The 20,403-nt window shown below is 59.7% G+C and carries 17 protein-coding genes; 4 read left to right on the forward strand and 13 right to left on the reverse strand.

Translation table 11 applies throughout. From position 1 onward, the window contains the following. A complete protein-coding gene (locus AB7933_RS18050; protein WP_024075587.1) occupies positions 1 to 1,365 on the reverse strand; it encodes an APC family permease in 1,365 nt (454 codons plus the stop codon). Between the two features lie 200 nt (positions 1,366 to 1,565). Between AB7933_RS18050 and AB7933_RS18055 the strand changes: the two genes are divergently transcribed. Continuing rightward, a complete protein-coding gene (locus AB7933_RS18055) occupies positions 1,566 to 2,351 on the forward strand; it encodes a helix-turn-helix transcriptional regulator (protein ID WP_024075588.1) in 786 nt (261 codons plus the stop codon). Positions 2,352 to 2,857: 506 nt separating this feature from the next. Here AB7933_RS18055 and AB7933_RS18060 read toward each other — a convergent pair. Genes AB7933_RS18060 through AB7933_RS18075 form a run of 4 tightly spaced genes read right to left on the reverse strand, consistent with a single transcriptional unit; the run spans position 2,858 to position 6,631 of the window. Further along, positions 2,858 to 3,937: a polyamine ABC transporter substrate-binding protein gene (locus tag AB7933_RS18060; protein WP_024075589.1), complete on the reverse strand. Its 1,080-nt coding sequence runs from the start codon at positions 3,935 to 3,937 to the stop codon at positions 2,858 to 2,860. A 60-nt stretch (positions 3,938 to 3,997) separates the two neighbouring features. Next, positions 3,998 to 4,339 (reverse strand): cupin domain-containing protein, encoded by a 342-nt coding sequence (locus tag AB7933_RS18065; protein WP_024075590.1) that lies wholly within the window; start codon positions 4,337 to 4,339, stop codon positions 3,998 to 4,000. Between the two features lie 26 nt (positions 4,340 to 4,365). After that, entirely contained in the window at positions 4,366 to 5,772 is a 1,407-nt protein-coding gene (locus AB7933_RS18070; protein ID WP_024075591.1) for an NAD(P)/FAD-dependent oxidoreductase, read from the reverse strand. Between the two features lie 49 nt (positions 5,773 to 5,821). Next, on the reverse strand, positions 5,822 to 6,631 hold the full coding sequence (locus tag AB7933_RS18075) for a helix-turn-helix transcriptional regulator (RefSeq protein WP_024075592.1): 810 nt from the start codon (positions 6,629 to 6,631) through the stop codon (positions 5,822 to 5,824). 256 nt (positions 6,632 to 6,887) lie between these two features. On the opposite strand from AB7933_RS18075, the gene AB7933_RS18080 reads away from it, so the two are divergent. Further along, positions 6,888 to 7,160: a DUF1652 domain-containing protein gene (locus AB7933_RS18080; RefSeq protein ID WP_024075593.1), complete on the forward strand. Its 273-nt coding sequence runs from the start codon at positions 6,888 to 6,890 to the stop codon at positions 7,158 to 7,160. A gap of 72 nt (positions 7,161 to 7,232) precedes the next feature. On the opposite strand, the gene AB7933_RS18085 is transcribed toward AB7933_RS18080, so the two are convergent. Next, positions 7,233 to 9,680 carry a UvrD-helicase domain-containing protein gene (locus AB7933_RS18085; protein ID WP_024075594.1) on the reverse strand — a complete coding sequence of 816 codons (2,448 nt, stop codon included), beginning with the start codon at positions 9,678 to 9,680 and terminating at the stop codon, positions 7,233 to 7,235. Between the two features lie 218 nt (positions 9,681 to 9,898). Between AB7933_RS18085 and AB7933_RS18090 the strand changes: the two genes are divergently transcribed. After that, complete coding sequence (locus tag AB7933_RS18090) at positions 9,899 to 10,594, forward strand: pirin family protein (RefSeq protein WP_024075595.1); 696 nt, start codon at positions 9,899 to 9,901, stop codon at positions 10,592 to 10,594. A gap of 482 nt (positions 10,595 to 11,076) precedes the next feature. Here AB7933_RS18090 and pgm read toward each other — a convergent pair whose 3' ends face one another. The 4 genes from pgm to AB7933_RS18110 all read right to left on the reverse strand — a co-directional run bounded on the left by pgm (position 11,077) and on the right by AB7933_RS18110 (position 17,412). After that, on the reverse strand, positions 11,077 to 12,720 hold the full coding sequence (pgm, locus tag AB7933_RS18095; RefSeq protein WP_024075596.1) for a phosphoglucomutase (alpha-D-glucose-1,6-bisphosphate-dependent): 1,644 nt from the start codon (positions 12,718 to 12,720) through the stop codon (positions 11,077 to 11,079). A 106-nt stretch (positions 12,721 to 12,826) separates the two neighbouring features. Then, complete coding sequence (locus tag AB7933_RS18100; protein WP_024075597.1) at positions 12,827 to 14,233, reverse strand: PLP-dependent aminotransferase family protein; 1,407 nt, start codon at positions 14,231 to 14,233, stop codon at positions 12,827 to 12,829. Positions 14,234 to 14,269: 36 nt separating this feature from the next. Further along, positions 14,270 to 15,685: a hypothetical protein gene (locus AB7933_RS18105; RefSeq protein ID WP_024075598.1), complete on the reverse strand. Its 1,416-nt coding sequence runs from the start codon at positions 15,683 to 15,685 to the stop codon at positions 14,270 to 14,272. 713 nt (positions 15,686 to 16,398) lie between these two features. Continuing rightward, positions 16,399 to 17,412: a zinc-dependent alcohol dehydrogenase family protein gene (locus tag AB7933_RS18110; RefSeq protein ID WP_024075599.1), complete on the reverse strand. Its 1,014-nt coding sequence runs from the start codon at positions 17,410 to 17,412 to the stop codon at positions 16,399 to 16,401. Positions 17,413 to 17,678: 266 nt separating this feature from the next. Between AB7933_RS18110 and AB7933_RS18115 the strand changes: the two genes are divergently transcribed. After that, positions 17,679 to 18,593: a LysR substrate-binding domain-containing protein gene (locus AB7933_RS18115; protein ID WP_024075600.1), complete on the forward strand. Its 915-nt coding sequence runs from the start codon at positions 17,679 to 17,681 to the stop codon at positions 18,591 to 18,593. Positions 18,594 to 18,790: 197 nt separating this feature from the next. Here AB7933_RS18115 and AB7933_RS18120 read toward each other — a convergent pair whose 3' ends face one another. Genes AB7933_RS18120 through AB7933_RS18130 form a run of 3 tightly spaced genes read right to left on the reverse strand, consistent with a single transcriptional unit; the run spans position 18,791 to position 20,378 of the window. Further along, complete coding sequence (locus AB7933_RS18120) at positions 18,791 to 19,858, reverse strand: SAVED domain-containing protein (RefSeq protein WP_024075601.1); 1,068 nt, start codon at positions 19,856 to 19,858, stop codon at positions 18,791 to 18,793. After that, positions 19,858 to 20,121: a Mov34/MPN/PAD-1 family protein gene (locus tag AB7933_RS18125; protein WP_227496797.1), complete on the reverse strand. Its 264-nt coding sequence runs from the start codon at positions 20,119 to 20,121 to the stop codon at positions 19,858 to 19,860. Before AB7933_RS18125 ends, AB7933_RS18120 begins: the two co-directional genes overlap by 1 nt. Beyond that, positions 20,118 to 20,378, reverse strand: a complete 261-nt coding sequence (locus AB7933_RS18130) for a hypothetical protein (protein WP_236645983.1) — start codon at positions 20,376 to 20,378, stop codon at positions 20,118 to 20,120. The genes AB7933_RS18125 and AB7933_RS18130 overlap by 4 nt, the downstream gene beginning before the upstream one ends. Positions 20,379 to 20,403: the final 25 nt, after the last annotated feature.

Genomic DNA, 20,403 nt, shown 5'->3' on the forward strand with positions numbered 1-20,403 from the left:
TTACAATTTCTGAAACGCCGGACTCAGCCGGCCACTGATGCAATACAGGATCACCGACACCGCCAGCAAACCGATGATGATCATGATGTCGCGAACCGAAGACGCCACCAGCAAGGTCACCAGCAGGTACCCCGCGCCCAGCACCGCGAGCAACGCCGGCAGCGGCCACAGAGGCATGCGATAGGGATGCTCGCGGTCGCGCAGCCGCACCCGGCTCATCAGCGCGCTCAAGGCCACCACCAGGTACACCAGCATGATCAGCAGCACGCTGAACGACGTGAGGTCCGCCAGGTTGGAGCTGAAACTCAACAACGCCGAGGGGATCGCCAGGAACAGCGTAGCCAACCACGGCGAGTCCCAGCGTGGATGGATGCGCGTGAACAACTGGTTGATGCGCGGCGTCCACAGCGCATCGCGGCCACTGCTGAAGACCACGCGGCCGATCTGGATGACGATGGCGACAATGGCGTTGAACACCGACAGGAAGATCCCCGCACTGACCAGGCGTGACAGGGTTTCATTGCCGTGGCTGGTGAGCAGGTAGCCGATGGGGTCAGGGCTGCTGATCATCGCGCTCAGGGACGGTGCGCCAATCAACAGCGCGGTGATCGGCACAATCTCGATCACCACCACCAGCCCGAGGGACCACAGCACAGCCTTGTGCACGCCCTTGCCGCCGCATTTCATGTCTTCGGCGAGCAACACCGCCGGGCCATAGCCATTGAACGAGAACAGGCCAATGCCCACCGCACCGATCACCAGGGCCCAGGGCGCCAGATGCAACACACCGTTTTCGACGATCTGCGGCTGGAACAACACACTGACCGGTTGCACCGGGTGGCCGAAGCCGATAAACACGATGACCAGCAAGGCCGCCACTTCCAACAGCAGGCAGGTGCCGGTGATCCAGGCGTTGAGCTTGATATTGAGGATGCCCAGGGCGTAGCTGCCGACCACGATGACCAGGGCGACGGTTTGCGCGTCGAATTTCGTGCCCAGGGCGTTGTTGAGGTAAGTCGCTGCGCCTGTGGCCAGCACCGGCGGAATAAACAGCAACATCACCAGCACCGTCAGAAACGTCGCGTAGCCGGCCATGCCACCGAATACGCGCTTGGCGTACACGTACTCACCGCCGGCACTGTTGTGCGCCCGACCCAGTTCGGCGTAACAGAAGGCGAACATCAGCGCGAGCAAACCGGCCATCACAAACGCCAGGAACACACCACTGCCCGCCTGCTGGATGGCAAACGGTGCGATGACAAATACGGAACTGGCCGGGGTCACCGCCGAAACGGTGATGGCAACCACATCGAAGACGCTCAGGGTGGGCTTGAGCACGCCGTCTGGCGCGGGAGAAGTACTCATATCGTTATCCTCTGTCGTTGTTTTTGGTGTGAGGCAGAAACGAAAAATGATGATCGTCCGGGATATGTTCCCCGTTGACTGATGGCGACGTTATCGGCTGGGGGCTTGTCAGCCAATTCCCCTATTGGCGTACTCCCCTTGACGACACCCGGTAAAAAGCCGAACCCTTGGCCGATCTTTTGATGGCGGGAGCCTGACTCATGAGCCTGTTCAGGGAAATCGGCATGCATGCGGGGCTGGGGCGCACGCTGGCACACATCGGCACCGAGCGCTTCTGGAAACAGCTGGTGCTGTTGTTGCACCAATGCCTGCCCTTCGATAACGCCCTGGCGATTTTCTACCCCCTGGAGGGCCCGCCCCAGGCGCTGGAGGAGTACGACGCACAGCCCAGCAGCAAGCCGGCGTCGATGCTGGTGTACCTCAATGGCCTGTACCTGATTGATCCGTTCTTCCAGGCCTGTCGCGAAGGCTACGCCAGCGGGGTGTATCGCCTGGAAGAGGTGGCGCCGGATCATTTTCGCCAGAGTGAATACTTCCTCAATTACTTCCACGACAACGTGCTGGAAGACGAGGTGCAATTTATTCTGCAACTGCCCGGTGCGGGAACGTTGTCGCTGTCGTTGGGCATGCAGCGGCGGTTCAGTGGTGACGAAACCGGGCTGATGACCACCCTGGCGGCATGGGTATTGCCATTGATGCAGCAGCATTGGCAACAAAGCACCCAGCGTGCGCCGGCGATGGACAGCCAGATCAGGGATGCATTGAGCCAGTTCGGCTGCGGCGTGCTCTCGGACCGCGAACTGGAAATCGCCCGCCTGGTGCTGCGTGGGTTCTCCTCCAAGGCCATGGCCGAGCGCCTGAATATCTCGCCTGATACGGTGAAAGTGCACCGTCGGCATTTGTACGCGAAGCTGGACATCTCGTCACAGCCGGAGCTGTTCTCGTTGTTTATCCAGTCGTTGGGGCATGACCTGGAAAACCCGTGAGACCGAGGTTGTACTCAATCCAAATGTGGGGGGGCCTCAGATAGCTGTGGGTCAGTTGCAGATGCATCAACTGACACGCCCTCATCGGGGGCAAGCCCCCTCCCACATTTTTAATCGAGTACACCAGCCCAACTCCAGTTGGCTCCAAGACCGCAAAAGCCAAAGTAAAAGCCAACTGAGGCCTACCTGATGAATGCAGATCAAACTGTGGGAGGGGGCTTGCCCCCGATAGCGGTGGGTCAGCCACACATGCATCAACTGACACGCCCTCATCGGGGGCAAGCCCCCTCCCACATTTTTAACTGAGTACACCCGCCCAACTCCCGTTGGTTCCAGGACCGCAAAAGCCAGGGCAAAAGCCAACTGAGGCCTACCTGATGGATGCAGATCAAACTGTGGGAGGGGGCTTGCCCCCGATGGCGGTGGGTCAGCCACAAATGCATCAACTGACACCCCCTCATCGGGGGCAAATCGAATCGCCGCACCGCCCCTCCCACATTAGTTCTTCAGCGACCCGTGCGAATGGTGTTCCACACCCGCGTGCGAATCCGGTCGATATTCAGTGGCATGGCCTCCAGCGCGAATAGCTTGCCCATCATTTCGTCGCTCGGGTAGATCTTGGTGTCCGCCTTGATCTCAGGGTCTACCAGGCTATCCGCTGCGCTGTTGCCGTTGGCGTAGTGCACCGAGTTGGTGATGTCCGCCATTACCTGGGGTTCCAACAGGTAATTCATGAAGGCGTAGCCGGCTTTTTCATCGGGCGCATCGGCAGGCATGGCCACCATGTCGAACCAGATCGCCGCGCCTTCCTTGGGAATCTGATAACCGATATTCACGCCATTCTTGGCTTCCTTGGCCCGGCTTTCGGCTTGCAGCACGTCGCCGGAGAAGCCCACTGCGACGCAGATGTCGCCATTGGCCAGGTCGCCGGTGTACTTCGAAGAGTGGAAATACGCCACATAGGGCCGCACTTTCATCAACAGCGCCTCGGCTTTCTTATAGTCCTCAGGGTTCTTGCTGTGCGGCGCCAGCCCCAGGTAATTGAGGGCGATCGGCAACAGTTCCGGGCCGTTATCCAGGATTGCCACTCCGCACTTGCTGAGTTTTTCCATGTATTCGGGCTTGAAGATCAGGTCCCAGGAGTTCACCGGCGCGTTGTCACCGAGCACGGCCTTGACCTTGTCGATGTTGTAGCCAATGCCAGTGCTGCCCCACAGGTACGGAAAACCGTGGGCGTTGCCGGGGTCGTTGTTTTCCAGGGCCTTGAGCAGTACCGGGTTGAGGTTCTTCCAGTTCGGCAACTGGCTCCTGTCGAGCTTTTTCAACGCGCCACCCTGGATCTGCCGCGCCATGAAGTGGTTGGACGGGAACACCACGTCGTAGCCGGAATTACCCGTCATCAACTTGCCATCGAGGGTCTCGTTGCTGTCATACACGTCGTAGCTGAAACCGATGCCGGTTTGTTTCTGGAAGTTCTTCGTGGTGTCCGGCGCGATGTAGCTCGACCAGTTGTAGATCTTCACCGTTTCGGCGGCCTGGCTGATAGAGGCTACCAACATCAAGGGCAACAAGGCAATGGCTTTCATGGTTCGATTTCCTGGCGGTTTTAGGGCTGTTTTTATGGCAGGCGATCAAGGATCAAAGCGTTACAGGATCAATACGTAGGTCTTGCGCACGGTTTCCTGGATATCCCAGATTCCGGTGCTGTTGGCCGGCAACATCAGTGCATCGCCGGCTTCTATATGCAGGACTTCACCGTCGTCCGGGGTGAAGGTGCAGCGGCCCTGGATAAAGTGACAAAACTCCTGGGATTTGATCTGGCGGCGCCAGCGGCCCGGGGTGCAGGCCCAGATGCCGGTTTCGACGCCATCGCTGCGTTCCACGCTCAAGGTCGACGCCACCGCGATGGGCTCCCCCAGGGGTACGGCGACCGGTGACGAGTCCGGCAGGTGGGTGTTCAGCGCGTCTTTGAATTGAGTAATGCTCATGGGTGTACCTGTGTGAGTGAAACGGCTCAGTGCATGAAACCTTCCATGAAGCCCGCCACGCCGGTCGCCAGCTTGCGGCGCCAGGGCGCGGTATTGGGGTTGGCCAATACCTGGTCTTCATGGACAAAACTACGAATGATCGCGTTGTAGCCCAGCCACCGGCACGGTTCGGGCTCCCAGGCCCTGAGCGCCTCCAGGCCGCGGTCGCGGATCACCCAGGGTTGATGGGTCAGCGGGGTGTCGCGGCCCAGGATCAAGTCGGCCAGGGTGCGACCACCCAGGTTGGTGGCGCCGACGCCCTCCCCGCCATAACCGCCGGACAGCGCGATACCGGTCTTGTGATCGCACAGCATGTGCGGCTGAAAACGTCGCGACATGCCGAGGTTGCCGCCCCAGGAATGGGTAATCCGCACGTTCTTCAACTGCGGGAACAGTTCACCGAACAGATAGCGACGCAGCTCGACTTCGCTGTCGGTCAAATCGAAGTTGTGGCGCAATTTGCCGGCAAACTGATAACCGCCGCGCGCGCCGAACACCAGGCGGTTGTCGGCCGAACGCTGGCCGTAGGTAACTTGCCGGCTGCTCTCGCCGAAGGCCTGGCCGTGATTCAGGCCGATCTCATCCCAGGTGCTGGCGGGCAACGGTTCGGTCGCGACGATCAGGCTTTGCACCGGCAGCTGATAACGCCCCAGGGGTGGCAACGTCGGCGCATAGCCCTCGATGGCCGGCACCACCCAGCCGGCGCGCACGCTGGCTTGGGCCGTGCGCAGGCTGCCGGACTGCCAATGGGTCACCGGGCTGTTTTCATAGAGGGTCACCCCGAGGCTTTCAACGACGCGCGCAAGGCCACGTACCAGCTTGGCCGGGTTGATCGTCGCGACATGGGGGGCGTAGATGCCGCCATAGGGCTTGGCGATGCGTATCTGCTCGGCCAGCTGTTGCGGGTTCAGCCAACGGTAATCGGCTTCGGTGAGGCCTTGGGCGTAGAGCTTTTCCAGGTAGCGGCGCAGGCTGCCTTCCTGCTCCGGGTAACGCGCCGCGCAATACAGCGCACCGCCCTTGCGGTAGTCACACTCGATGCCTTCGCGGGCCACTACCTGGGCCACTTCATCGGGGATGCCATGCAACAGGTCAAACGCGGCGCGGCGTTGCTGCGGCGCCAGGCCCGCCAGCAGGCGGTCTTCGCCCAACAGGTTGCCCATCAGCCAGCCGCCATTGCGCCCGGACGCACCGAAACCGGCGGTTTGCGCCTCGATGATCGCAATTTTCAGCTCGGGCGCCTGGCGCTTCAGGTAATAGGCGGTCCACAGGCCGGTGTAACCGGCGCCGATGATGGCAACGTTGACGTCCAGGTCATGGACCAGGGGCGGCCGCGCCTGCAGCGGGTCGTCCAGTTGATCCATCCATAAACTGATATTGCGCCATGCCGGCATGCCAGGTTCCCCTACCTCGTTTCGATAGGCTGGATCCTAGAGCGCGGTGTCAGGGGCTGTCTTGCGCGCGTGCACGCAGGGAAATTTGTTTGACGTAGGCCTTCGGCGATTGGCCCGTGTGCTGGCGAAAAGCACTGTAGAACGCCGAGAGCGAATTGAAGCCGGCGGCAAACGCCAGGTCGTCCACTTTGATCGGCGGCGCGGCCTGTTCCAGCGCGACGAGCAAATGCTGGAGCCGCGCCTGGTTGACATAGCGATAGAAGCTTTGCCCCAGCACCTGGTTCAACAGGTAGGAAATCTGATTGCGGCTATAGCCACATTCCTTGGCGACCCGTTGCAGGTCCAGCTCGGGGTCCAGGTAGGGTTGCTGCTGCTGGAAGTATTGCTGCAGGTCATTGGCCATATGCCCCAGTTGCTGAGGTGACAGGCCCAGGCGGCTGACGGTTGGGCGCGTGGCTTGGGGCGTCTGTTCGTGGACCAGCGAAGCGTACTCATTGACCCGCCAGATCAGCCCATCGCGCACGGTGATCGCCTCGCTGGTACGAAACGACACCAGGCCCTGGCCGCCGCGCAAGGTAATTCGGTACTGGATAAACGCAGTATCGCCATCGGCGCGAATACGGTCCATGTGCTCAATGGCTTCATCCGGGCCGCGTGGCATGCTGGCTTGCAGGTACTCACGCAACTGCGCGTAATCGACGACACGGTTCTGGAAGAAATCGTGGTACTGGATGTGCGGGTGATAGTAGGACATCACCCCGTCCAGGTCCCGATGACGCCAGCATAGGTGGTGACGCAGCACTAATGCCCTCGTGGCTTGGGTGTGCTGGCAATCATCGTCAGGGGCGTTGTCGGGCATGAACGGCTCTGTGGCGGGAAAACCGTGGAGATTGCCGAATTTCGACACAGCCTTCAATGGGCAGCCGCCACTTCAGACTAATGGCCTTTTGCCCAGATTCAAGTACGACATGACCCACGTCAAACAATGGGAAAAGAACCGCCGAACGGATCGAAAAAACTCACATTGTGGGTGTGAACGGATGCTACTTTTAAGCTCTCACGTGCCATGACCAGTGACGGTCCTGGCCCTTGCCGCGAGCTAAAGGAAGCGCTCAATGAACAAGGTGCGCAACATGAGCAAAGTGACGTTCCCCAACGCTTGCCAGCTGATGCGCTGGCATTTTCATCCAATGGGCTTCGAGGGCAGCATGGACGCGCCCGGCAGCATGGTCGCGCGCCTGTTCGATCGGGCCAGCGGCGAGACGTTAATCGCCATCGCCGGCATCCCCTGTGCCACGGTGATGAATGCCGCCGATGTCGAACGCATCATCGAGGCGGTGGAAGATGAACTGGCCTCGTTTGTGCCGCCGCAGTCGCTGAGGGCCTGAGGCCGATCCAGCACACGGCAAACCCCTGTGGGAGGGAGCCAGTCCCCCCCACATCTGAGGTGCATTTACCGGCTAATTGCGTTGATCATCGAAAAACGCTTTCTTGCCATCCACCCGCTCCGACGCCTTGGGCACATTCACCGCTTGGCCCTCGGGTTGTTCCACGTACCAGTAGCAGTGGCTCACCGCCCGGGTGATGCCCACATAGGCCAGGCGCAGTACCTCATCCTTTTGTGCCGTGTCATAGGGCTCGCTGTCACCGTCCTTGCCCAGGCCCGCCATGCGATACACCTGGTTCTTGTAGGGCGAGCTGGTCACGTGCTGGCAATCGCCAAGCAGGAAAACCGTATCCGCCTGCAGCCCCTTGGCACTGTGATACGTCAGTTGCTTGAGGCGTCGCGCGGCGGGCGGCAAGCTGGAATCCAGATTAACTACAGACTGAATATGCTCTTGAATCAGTAGCTTATCGCTGCTTTTTCGATACAGCATTAATACCGACTCGCCCTTTTCATAATGCGCCTGCAACTGGCGTCCGAGTGCGGCATCATCCCGCGCCAGCACGGTGACCGGCACCAACGCCCTCGGCGCCCCGCTGGCCTTGGCCCTCTTGCCCGGAATGGCCGGCGCCGCCCGCACGATATGTTCAGCCGCATCAATGATGTGCTGGTGACTGCGGAAGTTCTCGCCGAGCATCACGCGGGTGGTACTCGGTGACGGGAATTCCTGGTTGAACGCCATGAAGTACTTGGGCGAACTGCCGCGCCAGCCGTAGATCGATTGCCAGTCATCGCCCACGCATAGCAGCGAGGAATGCTGAGCCGCACGCCCCACGTGCATGGCCGGTCCACGGCTGCGGATTTCTCGCAGGCTGGCACGGATCCAAGACACGATCTGCGGCGATACGTCCTGGAACTCGTCGATCATCAGGTGCGACAACGGCCGCAACAGCGGATCACTCAGCAGCTTGAGGTTTTCCGGGGTGTTTTCGCCGAACAGCGAGAACATCCGGTTATAGGTCATGATCGGTGGCGTCTGGTCCAGCAGGTGATCTTCCAGGGCTTTCCAGAAGATGCTCAAGGCCTCGAAAAACAAGCGGTCCGGATCGTCCTTGGCGAAGCTCATCTGGCCGACAGCGGTGGGCACGTCCAGACCGAGGTTCTCGATAAAGCCCGCCGCCATGACAAAACTGTCCAGCAGCGGTGCCGACGACAACTCACCTTTGACCTTGTAATCAAAGCCGGGCCCGGCGCTGGCATCACCGGCGAGGCTACTCAGAAGTCGCTCGGATGATTGGTAACTATCCAGCCATATCAATGGCTTACGGCAGAAAGCTTGAAACAGCGTGCGCTTCACTGCCCACTCTGCGCGTACCGACAACTTGGCATTGGGGCGGCTGACCTGAGCGTTTTCCCGCGCGTCGAAGCCCAGCACCACCCAAGCATCCAGCTGGGGGATATAGCCATGGCAATGAAACTGCGCACCATTGATCTCAACGGTCTGACGGTTGGGTTCAATGCCTTTGATCGGCCACGCGCCCGCGCGAAACCACAGGTCCTCGATCACATCGCACAGCTCTTCATCGCGCTTGGCTGCCAGCTCGGTCACCGCCATACGCTTTTGTACATCCGGGTGATCGCGCTCCAGCTCCTTGAGCTGCAGACCATGGCGCGCCAGCGGTGCGATCAGCTCGCGGAAACGTGAATGCCGCCCCTGCAACTGGTGATAACAGGCGTTCAACTGATGGCGCTGTGCTGGGTTGATGCGCAGGTCGAACGGGTTACTGTCGGCGTCCTCGACGCTGGCCCCGAGGTTCTCGAATGCCTGCAGCCGCTCGAAGCCCGGCAGGCTGCGCACCATGGGTAGGATGCGCGAATGAAAGGTACGCACCACCGCTTGGGCTTCTTTCATTTCAATAGGTTGGCCCCATAAGCTGAGAATCTCCATCAGCTTTTGAATGAAGTCCTTGCGCGACTCACGGGTAAAGGTCACCACGGTCATCGAGCTCAATTCATAGCCCAGGTAATGGGTGAGCAACAGGATACGCAGCACCAACGAGGTGGATTTTCCCGCGCCGGCGCCGGCAATCACCGAGGTGGACGGCGTGTCGCTGAAGATCATCTTCCACTGGGCAGTGCTGGGTTGGGCATGGGCCGACAGCAATCGCGCCACGTCGGCCTTGATGCGCTTCTTCAACTCGGCGGTGAGGGGCAGGCGCCAATCGTCGAACAGGTTGTCATCCACGCCGGGGGCACGGTGTTCGTCCGGGCGGAAATCACGGATCAACAGGACCTGGCGGCCTTCCTCAAGGCCATCGGCCTTACCCTCGCGATACCCATACTCCACACCCGCCTCATGCCCGCTGCGAAAGCCATCGGCCTGCCCATGCAACCAGGAAAACCGGTGCTGCGCGCGCAGGCGCGTCAAACCGTGGCCGAACAAACGGGCCGCCAGGCGTTTCAGCAGCGGCATTTCAGCCAAAGGGCGAAGTTCTGGGGGCAGTTCAGGCTGTTGTTGCGGCACGCGGACTCCTGGGGTGAGCTTGGCTTTGACGAGTGCGCCATGGTCGCCGGAATCGGCGCGCAGTTCCAGCCAATTGCTTTGCGCTCATGCAGTTAGGCGATGAAGTGAAAGTCAAAACGCCACTAATCAATCGGATTTACAGATAGGAATAAGGCAGTTTTTACGCTTTTTATCGATCATGTGCTCAGGGAAGATAGGCTCATCAATAGGAGACCGTCATGCTTGAACTTCGACCTTTCAACACTCTGGGTGGCGCCCATCATGGTTGGCTTGACGCCCATCATCACTTTTCCTTCGCCGAGTACCACGACCCCAAGCGCATGCACTGGGGCAACCTGCGGGTGTGGAACGATGACATCATCGCCCCAGGTACCGGTTTCCCGCAGCACCCGCACCGCGATATGGAAATCATCACCTATGTGCGTGAGGGGGCCATCAGCCATGCAGACAACCTCGGCAACAAGGGCCGTACCGAAGCCGGCGACGTACAGGTCATGAGCGCGGGCACCGGGATCGCTCACAGCGAATACAACCTGGAAGCCACGCCGACCAAGATTTTCCAAATCTGGATTATCCCGAACGAGGCCGGATTGCCGCCGTCATGGGGGGCCAAACCGTTTCCCAAGGGCGATCGCGAGGGGTTTGTCACGTTGGCCAGCGGCAAGGCCGGTGACAGCGAAAGCCTGCGTATTCGGGCTGATGCACGGCTGGTGGCGGCGACCCTGAAGGCTGGGGAAAGTGCCGAATACCGGCTGGACAGCGGGCGTCGCGCCTACCTGGTACCGGCAACGGGAGTGATTGAGATCAATGGCTTGCGGGCGCAAGCTCGAGATGGCGTAGCGGTGGAGGATGAGCAGGTATTGCGCGTGACCGCGATAGACGACAGCGAAATCGTGCTGGTCGACCTGGCCTGATCTGACGCCCTGCCTGAATCAAACCTGGGGGGGGGCAAGCCCCAATGCCCGTCAGTCAAGAGATAGAACGGGCAAATGGCGAGCCTGATTGTTGTGGCAAGCGGGCTTGTTGTGGCGAGCGGGCTTGCCCCGCGTTGGGGCGCGAAGCGGCCCCAAAACCAGCCAATGAGTTCTGCCTGAAGGAACGCGGCGCCTGGGTCAGGGCTGCTACGCAGCCCAACGCGGGGCAAGCCCTAATGCCGTTCAGTTAAGCGTACATCGCCTTCTGTAGGAGCGAGGGGGACGCCTAGTTCTTGCTCGCGAAAAACGTCAACGATAACGCGTGTTTCCTGAATCAACGCGGCGCCTGTGAGTTTTTCGCGAGCAAGCTCGCTCCTACAAAAAAGCCTTAACTGAACGACATTAGGGCAAGCCCGCTCGCCACAGTTACAGCGTGCCGTCTTGACTGGCTGGCATTGGGGCTTGCCCCCTCCCACCTGGCGTTATTGAGTAATGGCGCCGTCTACCAGCACCTGCGCCTCTTCCACCAACTGCTTGAGGTGATCTTCGCCAATGAAACTCTCGGCGTAGATCTTGTAGATGTCCTCGGTGCCCGATGGGCGCGCGGCGAACCAGCCGTTTTCGGTCATGACCTTCAAGCCGCCAATCGCCTGGTTGTTGCCGGGTGCATGGCTGAGGATCTGCTGGATGCTTTCCCCCGCCAATTGGGTAGAGGTCACTTGCTGCGGCGACAGTTTGCCCAGCAGGGCTTTCTGCGCCGGCGTGGCCTTGGCGTCGACGCGGATGGCGAAGGGTTCGCCCAGGGCGTCCGTCAGGCCACGGTAGATCTGGCTTGGATCCTGGCCTTTGCGCGAGGTCATTTCTGCCGCGAGCAACGCTGGGATCAGGCCGTCCTTGTCGGTGCTCCACACCGTGCCGTCCTTGCGCAGGAACGACGCGCCGGCGCTTTCTTCGCCGCCAAAGCCCAGCGAGCCGTCGAACAGGCCGTCGGCAAACCACTTGAAGCCCACCGGCACTTCGTACAGGCGACGGCCGATGCGTGCGGCCACGCGATCAATCAAGCCGCTGCTGACCACGGTCTTACCCACGGCGGCGTCGGCGCGCCAGTCAGGCCGATTCTGGAACAGGTAGTCGATGGACACCGCCAGGTAATTGTTCGGCGCCAACAGCCCACCGGATGGGGTGACGATGCCATGGCGATCGTGGTCCGGGTCACACGCGAAGGCCACGTCGAAACGCTCCTTCAGGCCGATCAGGCCCTGCATGGCGTAGCTGGAGGACGGGTCCATGCGAATCTGGCCGTCCCAGTCGACACTCATGAAGCGGAACGTGGCATCGACCTCGGTGTTCACCACGTCCAGGTTCAGGCGGTAATGCTCGGCGATGGCCGACCAGTAGCGCACCCCTGCTCCGCCCAACGGATCGACACCCAGACGCAGATCGGCACTGCGAATCGCGTCCATGTCGATCACGTTGATCAGGTCGGCCACATAGCTGTTGAGGTAGTCATGGCGATGGGTGGTGTCGGCCTTGAGCGCCTGGGCGTGGGTGATGCGCTTGACCCCGGCCAGTTTGGCGGCCAGCAGTTCGTTGGCCTTGGCTTCGATCCACTTGGTGACGTGGGTATCGGCCGGGCCACCGTTGGGCGGGTTGTACTTGTAGCCACCACTTTGCGGCGGGTTGTGGGACGGGGTAATGACAATCCCGTCGGCCAGGCCATGGGTGCGGCCCCGGTTGTAGCAGATGATCGCGTGGGAAATCGCCGGGGTTGGCGTGTATTCATCGCCTTCGGCCAGCATCACATGGACGCCATTGGCAGCCAGCACTTCCAGGGCGCTGGCTCCCGCGGGCGTCGACAGCGCATGGGTGTCCAGGCCGACAAACAGCGGGCCGTCGATGCCTTGGGCTTCGCGGTACAGGCAAATGGCCTGGCTGATGGCGAGTACATGCCATTCGTTGAAGCTCAGGTCGAACGAGCTGCCACGGTGACCGGAAGTGCCAAAGGCCACGCGCTGGGTGGAGATCGCTGCATCAGGCTGACCGGTGTAATAGGCCGTGACCAGTCGCGGGATATCCACCAGCAACTGGGCTGGCGCCGGCTTGCCCGCAAAAGGACTGATTGTCATGCATAAACCTCAGAGAGATGGATTCGGAAAAAATGACAGTTTACTGAGAGTTGGACTACTGCGCGACGGTATCGATCCTACAAGCCTAAGAGAATTTTTTAACATCCTAGCCGGTCTGTGCCTGCAACAGCGCCTGCGCCAGGGTATCCAGGGCAATGTCCAGGTTGGGCTGCCCATTGAACGTGTGGCTCAGTCGCAGATGCTGGTGATGCAGGCCACTGAGGCTGAACAATTCACCAGGGGCGATCACGACCTGCTGGGCCACTGCACGCTGGAATACCTGGCGCATGTCCACCGCCGCCACCGACTGCAACCAGAAGCTGGCCCCGGCGACGGGCATTCGATAGGTCACGCGCCCTTCCAGGCGCACATCCAGGCGTTCACTCATGGCCGCGGCCTGTTCCCTCAAGCGTTGGCGCAATGCCTCCAGGTGCTGGTCCAGCCGCCCGCTTTGGTACAGGCGCGCAATCGCATGCTGGCGCATCGACGACAGGCGAAACGCGCGCAACAGGAACTGGCGCTGCAACTCGCTGGCCAGATGACGAGACAGCACATACCCGAAGGGCGCCTCCGGGCCGAGCATTTTCTCGAACGACGAGAACACGATCAGCCGCTCAGGGTTGATCAGGTCACGCATTGCTCTCTGGCGTGGCGCGAAGCACAGCTCACCAAAACAATCATTCTCCAGCAACCAACAGCCAGATTGGTCCAACAGGCTCGCCAGTCGTAGCTGATCATAGGCAGGCAAGGCGTGGCCCGAAGGCATGCTGACCACCGACGACAGCAGCACCAGGTGCACCGATTCGTGGCGCAGCCAGTGCTCGAACAACGCCAGGTCCGGGCTGCCATCGGCCTGCCAGGGCCATTCGACGACCCGTACGCCAGCAGCCTGCAACAAGCGCAGGATCAAGTAATCGCAGGGGGATTCGACCACGACCGTCTTACCCTTCAGGCCCAGCACCTCGATCAGGATCTCCAGTACCCCGCGCAGGTCCGCACCGATATAGACGTCATCCGCCTGCCAGCAGCGCGTCGGCGACGAGGTATAACGGGCCGCCAGCGCCGCGCGCAGCTCCCACACCCCGCACGGTTGCGACCAGGGCTGCAGGTGGCGCGGATGCAGGCGCACCAGTTGGCGCTCGAGCGTCAGCAAGGCGCTATCCAGCGAGCCCAGCAGCGTCGGCTCATCGCCGCTGAGCACGCTCATCCCCGGTCGCCGCGCGGCGGCATATAAGCGCTCGAGCAGGTCGCCTCCCACCGCCATCAGCGGGTTAGCCGTTACGGGCCAGGCGAAATAGCCCGATTTGGCCACCGAGTAGACCCGGCCCTCCTTTTCCAGCAGCGAGTAGGCGTACTGGATCGTCGAGATCGACACATTCAGGCGCGTCGACAATTGCCGCAGGGACGGCAGTTTGGCCGGGGTATCCAGGCTGACTTCGTTGATAAGGTTGATCATGTAGCGGTACACCGCCTGGTAGGCAAAGTCCGCCTGCCGCTCACCACGCAGGGTCATTGCCACGCACCCGGACCAATACGCCAGCGCACGGACTCAACGCCCGGACAACTGAAAGGCTTGCGCCTCGGCATGCGTACCGCGCCGCCCCCGCGCATGCCCGGCCTCCAGGGGCCGCTTGCGGTACAGATGCTGCAACAAGGACAACGGCAAGCCACTGGCGTCAATGACCCACTGCAACAGCATATCGGCGACGGGTTTGCCTTGAAGCGCCTTGTGCAATTCGGGGAGCGCCACCAGCATGCCCGGATGGCATTGGCGCAGGTAACCTTCCAATCGCTCGCCATGGTGAATGAAGGGCGAAAACAGCAGGCAGGTCAATTGGCTCTCATCCAGGCCAAAGAACGCCTGGGCATAGGCCGTTGACAGGGCACGACCGTCCCCCGTCGGCGCTTGCGCGATCAAGTGTTCGGGAATCTGCCGGCTACACATGTAATCCTGCGCCTGCCGGAGAAACGCCTCCACCCCATCCTCATAGGCAAGATCGCGCAGACACTCGGCCTGCAAGCCTCGCAGATGGGCCATCAGCAAAGGGTTCGGGTAAGTGGGATGGCTGAAGTGGACACCGAATGGATCAGGCCTATAGCTCAAAAACTCGGTAAGCAACGGCGCTGTGGCCGGGTTCATGCCATTGAGCAAGTCGGCAATCCCGATATACGCCAGATGGCGGTGCCCACCCCGACCGGGACTTTCCGGGGGCGTGTATTGGTCGCCGTAGAGATCCTGGTAACAGCCGTTGCTCCACTCTTCCATGCAGGCAAACAGACGGTTGAGCGACGAGGGGCTGCCGGGGGGAATGACGACACCCGCCGCCAGCGCGTTCTTTTTCAGCCAGGCCAGGTACTGGCCCTGCTTGCGCGGGGAGTCGCCGCTGACCAAGGCATGCACGCCTGCGTTCCAACTGGTGACGCGCGGGTAGAAATCCGCCAGGGCCAGGTAAGTGTCATTGCACAGCGTGGCGCGAACATCCCCGGAGGTCATGTGCCCCACCATCACCCTAGTGCGCTGACTTACGGCGGTGCCAGCACTGGAGGGCGGGCGTTGGTGGTTGAAAGGCAGCACTTCCTGATTTTCCACCATCAACAACTCCACCCGGGGGTCGTCATGGAAAAACAACATGCCGTAGCCATGATGCAAGGTATCGAGCGTGGCCTGGGTCATGCCCGTATGCCGCAAGGTGGCAACCCGTAGCTGGAACGTCCCGGGGGCGCGAACGGCGATACTCAGTTGCGCCGCACGCAACAGCGCCAGGGTGTAGCTGCTGACCTCGCCACCCCCATGGGCCACCATGATCTTGTATTGCCCCACTTGCTCCATGCCGCCGGCCGCCACGACGATTCGCTGAATAAGCAATTGAAGTGCTGTACGTTCGGCACGCGTAAAGTGCCCGATTAAACGTTGCAGAACTTGATGATAAACATAGTTCATGGCTTGTTCGTGAATAGAGCTCATCGTTCTACTACCTGAGTTGAAGTATCAGTTTCAAGCAACTATTGAGCATATTTGCTCGACTTATTACATATGTAGACGCGTGGTCCATCGCGCGGTATGACGTTGGATAAACTTTAGCACGCTGCAACAAAGTCCCAGGGCTTGCCAATTACGCACCCGTCGCGCCCTTCTTCCCTGAAACCCTTGTACCAAGGCCCTGATTAGGCCCTAGGAACGCTCTGACAGCGTCCTACACTGGCTTATCCGGAAAACTAAAGAAGTTTCCGACAACTATAATTTATCCGACTAAATGAATTGTTCTTGAAAGAGCGGGGATCGCCTGCCGGGACACCCACGATCTTCCTCATCGGTAACCGTCGAGAAGTTCCAGTTTCATACATTTGAAGCGCAAATGTCAGATATTCAATCATTGCTCAATCCTTGAGATGACAGTGAAGACACAATTATCAGTGCTGGAATAATGATTAACAGATACAGAACAGGACGAGAAATCCGTTCAGATGGTAAATGGGTACAGCGAAGCTGACGCAAACGTAAAGATGCCGCACTGGGATTCAGGGCGGCATTGGGGAGAAAGGTCGGGTTTTGCGGGACGATGTGCCTGAACGATGGCTCAACCCTCGCGCGGGTTAAGCCCTGACAAATGGCACATTTGCCTCATTCATCCAGACGACCGAGCATTCATTTGCGAATACTCCTACAGCTCAAACAGCTTAAACCTGCAATGCAACACGCTCTCGGCACGGGCATTCGTCCATATAGCGGTGCGCTTCGACGAACTGGTTGAACGGAAACACCGTGGTTTTGAGGGGCACCAGCACACGGTCGGCGGTCAACTGGTTGATATCACGCAATGCTCGTTGCAGCGCAACCTGGTCCTGGATGATGCCCAGCTCCGGTTTACCCGTGAAGTTGCCGATGCAATGTACAAAGAACTGAATGTTCTTCTGGAACGCGGCACACGCCGGGAAGGGTGTCTGGTTGCCACCTTGCAAGCCGTACAGCACCAGGCTGCCACGCGGAGCCAGTACATCGCCGAGCAGCGACATTTGTGGGCCACCCAAGCCATCGAACACCACGTCGACACCGCGGTTGTCGGTGATCTTGTTGACCTGCATGAGCAGGTCCTGTTCTTCGGTGACGATGACCTTTTCGGCGCCGAGGGACAGCAGGTACTCGCGCTCAGCGCTGTCCTTGGTCGCGGCAATCACCCGAACACCCAAGGCTTTGCCCAGTTGCACGAAGGACGGACCGGCACAGTGGCTGGCGTCAGTCACCAGTGCAAACTGGCCGGGTTTGACCCGCGCCAGGTCGACATAGGCAAAGTAGGCAATCAACAGCGGCGTGTAGTGCACGCTGGCTTCGATCGGGCTCAAGACATCCGGATAACGGGTCAGGGCGGTGCGTGGCAAGACGATCTGTTCGCCATACACCGGATAATCATTGGGGCTCTCGGCCGGAAAACTGGCCACCTTATCGCCCACGGCCAAATCATCCACGCCGTCACCAAGCGCCACCACAACACCCGCCATTTCATGGCCAAGGCCAGACGGCAGGCGTGCATGGGAGGACGCCAGGTTCTGGCGCCACAAAATGTCATACCAACTGATGCCAATCGCCTCGACACGCACCTGCACTTCGCCCGGTGCAGGCTGCGCGGCTGCATGCTCTTCGCATTTGAGCACCTCGGCCGGACCAAACTTGTGAAAACGGATCGTGCGGGACATCGCAAACCTCGTCAAAGTAACCTCTATTGCCACGAACTCTATCTGGGCTTTCCGGGTAAGACCACCGGTCGCCGTTAATAGTCGACATGTCTGCCATTGATTCCGCATCTGAGGAATAACTCTCAAGTATCGTAGGAAAACTCAATTAGCCGGTGCAGAGTACCAGCCTTTCCCCGTAAGATTCATGCCGGTCATGCTTCCAAGTAGAACCCAAGGGCTCTATATGGCCGCTCTCGTCAAGTTTGCTGACTCTTCCAGGACACAAGATGAACCGTAACGACCTGCGTCGTGTCGACCTGAACCTCTTGATCGTATTCGAAACCTTGATGCACGAGCGCAGTGTGACCCGCGCGGCCGAGAAATTGTTCCTGGGCCAACCGGCCATCAGCGCAGCATTATCGCGCCTGCGCGGCCTGTTCGACGACCCGCTGTTCGTGCGTACCGGGCGCAGCATGGAGCCATCGGCCCGCGCCGTGGAAATCTTCGCCCTGCTCTCCCCGGCCCTGGACTCTATTTCCACCGCCGTCAGCCGCGCCGCCGAGTTCGACCCGGCCACCAGCACCGCCGTGTTCCGCATCGGCCTGTCCGACGACGTCGAGTTCGCCCTGCTTCCGCAATTGCTCAAGCGCCTGCGTGCCGAAGCCCCTGGCATCGTGCTGGTGGTACGCCGCGTCAACTACATCCTGATGCCAGGCCTGCTGGCTTCCGGAGAAATCTCCATCGGCGTCAGCTACACCGCCGACTTGCCGGCCAACGCCAAGCGAAAGGTGCTGCGCCGCAGCCTGCCCAAACTGCTGCGCGCTGACAGCGTACCCGGCGCCCTCAGCCTGGACGACTTCTGCGCCCGCCCCCATGCGCTGGTGTCGTTTGCCGGCGACTTGAGCGGGTTTATCGATGAAGAGCTGGAGAAGCTCGATCGCAAACGCCATGTGGTGCTGGCCGTACCGCAGTTCAATGGCTTGGGTACGTTGCTGGCGGGGACCGATATTGTCGCCATCGTGCCGGACTACGCCGCCGAAGCACTGACCGCCGCGGGCGGCTTGCGGGCTGAGGAACCGCCGTTGCCGGTGCGCTCGTTTGAGTTGCATATGGCCTGGCGGGGATCGCAGGACAATGATCCGGGGGAGCGGTGGTTGCGGTCGAGGATTCAGATGTTTTTTGGCGACCCTGAGAGTCTTTAGGCGTCGTCGGGCAGGCTGTTCATCTGATCATTTTTGCCTTTCCACAAACCATGGAGCTCCATTCACTTCCGGTGGATTGCTACATTGGGGGCACATCTGAGGGCATGCTTTGGATGGTTTGAAAAGGATGCCCCCACTGCCCGCAATCCTGCCTAAGCATCAGTGTGTCGCTAAGCGCCAAGAGAACTTTAGCGACATCATCGGTGCACTATTTCCGGCTGGAGCACCCCCGCTACAGGCATGCGCACTACCCAAGGGAATCGTTTGGGATCGGCCTGTTCGTACTGATTGACCTCCAGGCGAGGGAGATTCCGCTTGTCATACAGCATGCCTAGCCGCAATGCCAGGCTTGCAGGGGCAGCCAGAAACAAAGTTATTTCTGTAACGCCTTTTCGAACCAAGGAAATCACTGTATCGAGAAACAGCTGAGCGAGTTGTTGTTTCAACTCGGACCAATGCGTGTCGGTACCACGGCCTTCCAGATCCATCCGGATAATGGGCGTTACTGCCTCAGTGATCTGCACATCAACATCCAAAACATCGTACGAAGCGGACACACAGAGCGCCACGCGGGTCGCCCCTGCTTGCAAGGTATCCAAGCCTGCCACCACAAAGCGTTTACCGTCATCATCAACGGTCAACCCACGCCTGGCACGCAGTAGCCGATCCCAGTCCATGATGACCGTGTTTGACTCGTCGACGACGATCACTCCGAGGAGAAAAAGCAATGGCACCGGTGCAAGCCCACCGAGCACAAACGATATATCGGATCGATCCAACCCATCGCAACGTCGTGCAATGTCATCAGGCAGGCTTGAAATTCGACGTACTGCAGCCTCTGGGCTCACGATCTGTCCGTCTACAATTCCTTGCCTCAAGTCGATGATCACCTGCTCACGGCGACCGAGTATTGATGAGGGAACTGCTGAAGCCAGAGGTTGACCTTGCCAATCTCTCAACCCTCTGGCCTTGATCACGATGACCTTCTTACGGCTCTCTCGGCGGATATCACGAACGACCAGCCATCCACCTAGCAATACAATCACACAAGCTCTCGCGAACACACCCCAACTCAATGCACCGGAGCTTCCAGAGGTATCCCAGCTAAAGTTAAACGGCACCTGGGAAGTTGGAATCGTAATGCCGACTGTCAGTCCTACGAGCACCAGACCAAAGAGGGGCACGCCTACTCGAATCAGTGTGACGCCCGGCAAACATCGCCTGAAGACCCAATCGATAAGCGATTTAATGAAGTAATTTATCACTATCTATGCTCCAGAATGACAACCGGTGATGGGCTAAAATGGCGACGAAACAAGGTGCAAGAACATGAGATCTTCCGCCACCATTGCAGCCGAACGATCAGCAGTACCGCAAAATCGATACCGCGCTCACCGTTGACAAGATCGACCATAGACTCAACGTCCTGAGCACTAGGCGTCACCGGGAATCGAGGGTGCGAATGCCACTCACCCAAGTAGTTGAAGCGATCATATTGATGCCCGGTTTCGCAGAAGAACGCATTCATGCCTCGGCATGGGCTTCCGAGCTCCGGACGAAATGCGCTTGCCCTCCCGTCTGGCTGTCAATCATCAAGTCAACAACTCGGAAATGACCGGGCTCAATCTGCTCCCCCATCAACACACTGCCAATCTCTCGACTACCCGCCGCTCTGAGCGCCTTTCGCAACTGCTCCTTGACGCTATCCGCAAATTCAACTTGCATCGTTGGCTTTTGGTAGAAGGTCTGCGAAGAATTCCTTGAAGGCCTCAACGTCGCCATCATGTACCTCCATGCTCCGACCATCGGT

It is taken from the genome of Pseudomonas gorinensis (genome assembly GCF_042015035.1).
GTDB lineage: Bacteria > Pseudomonadota > Gammaproteobacteria > Pseudomonadales > Pseudomonadaceae > Aquipseudomonas > Aquipseudomonas gorinensis.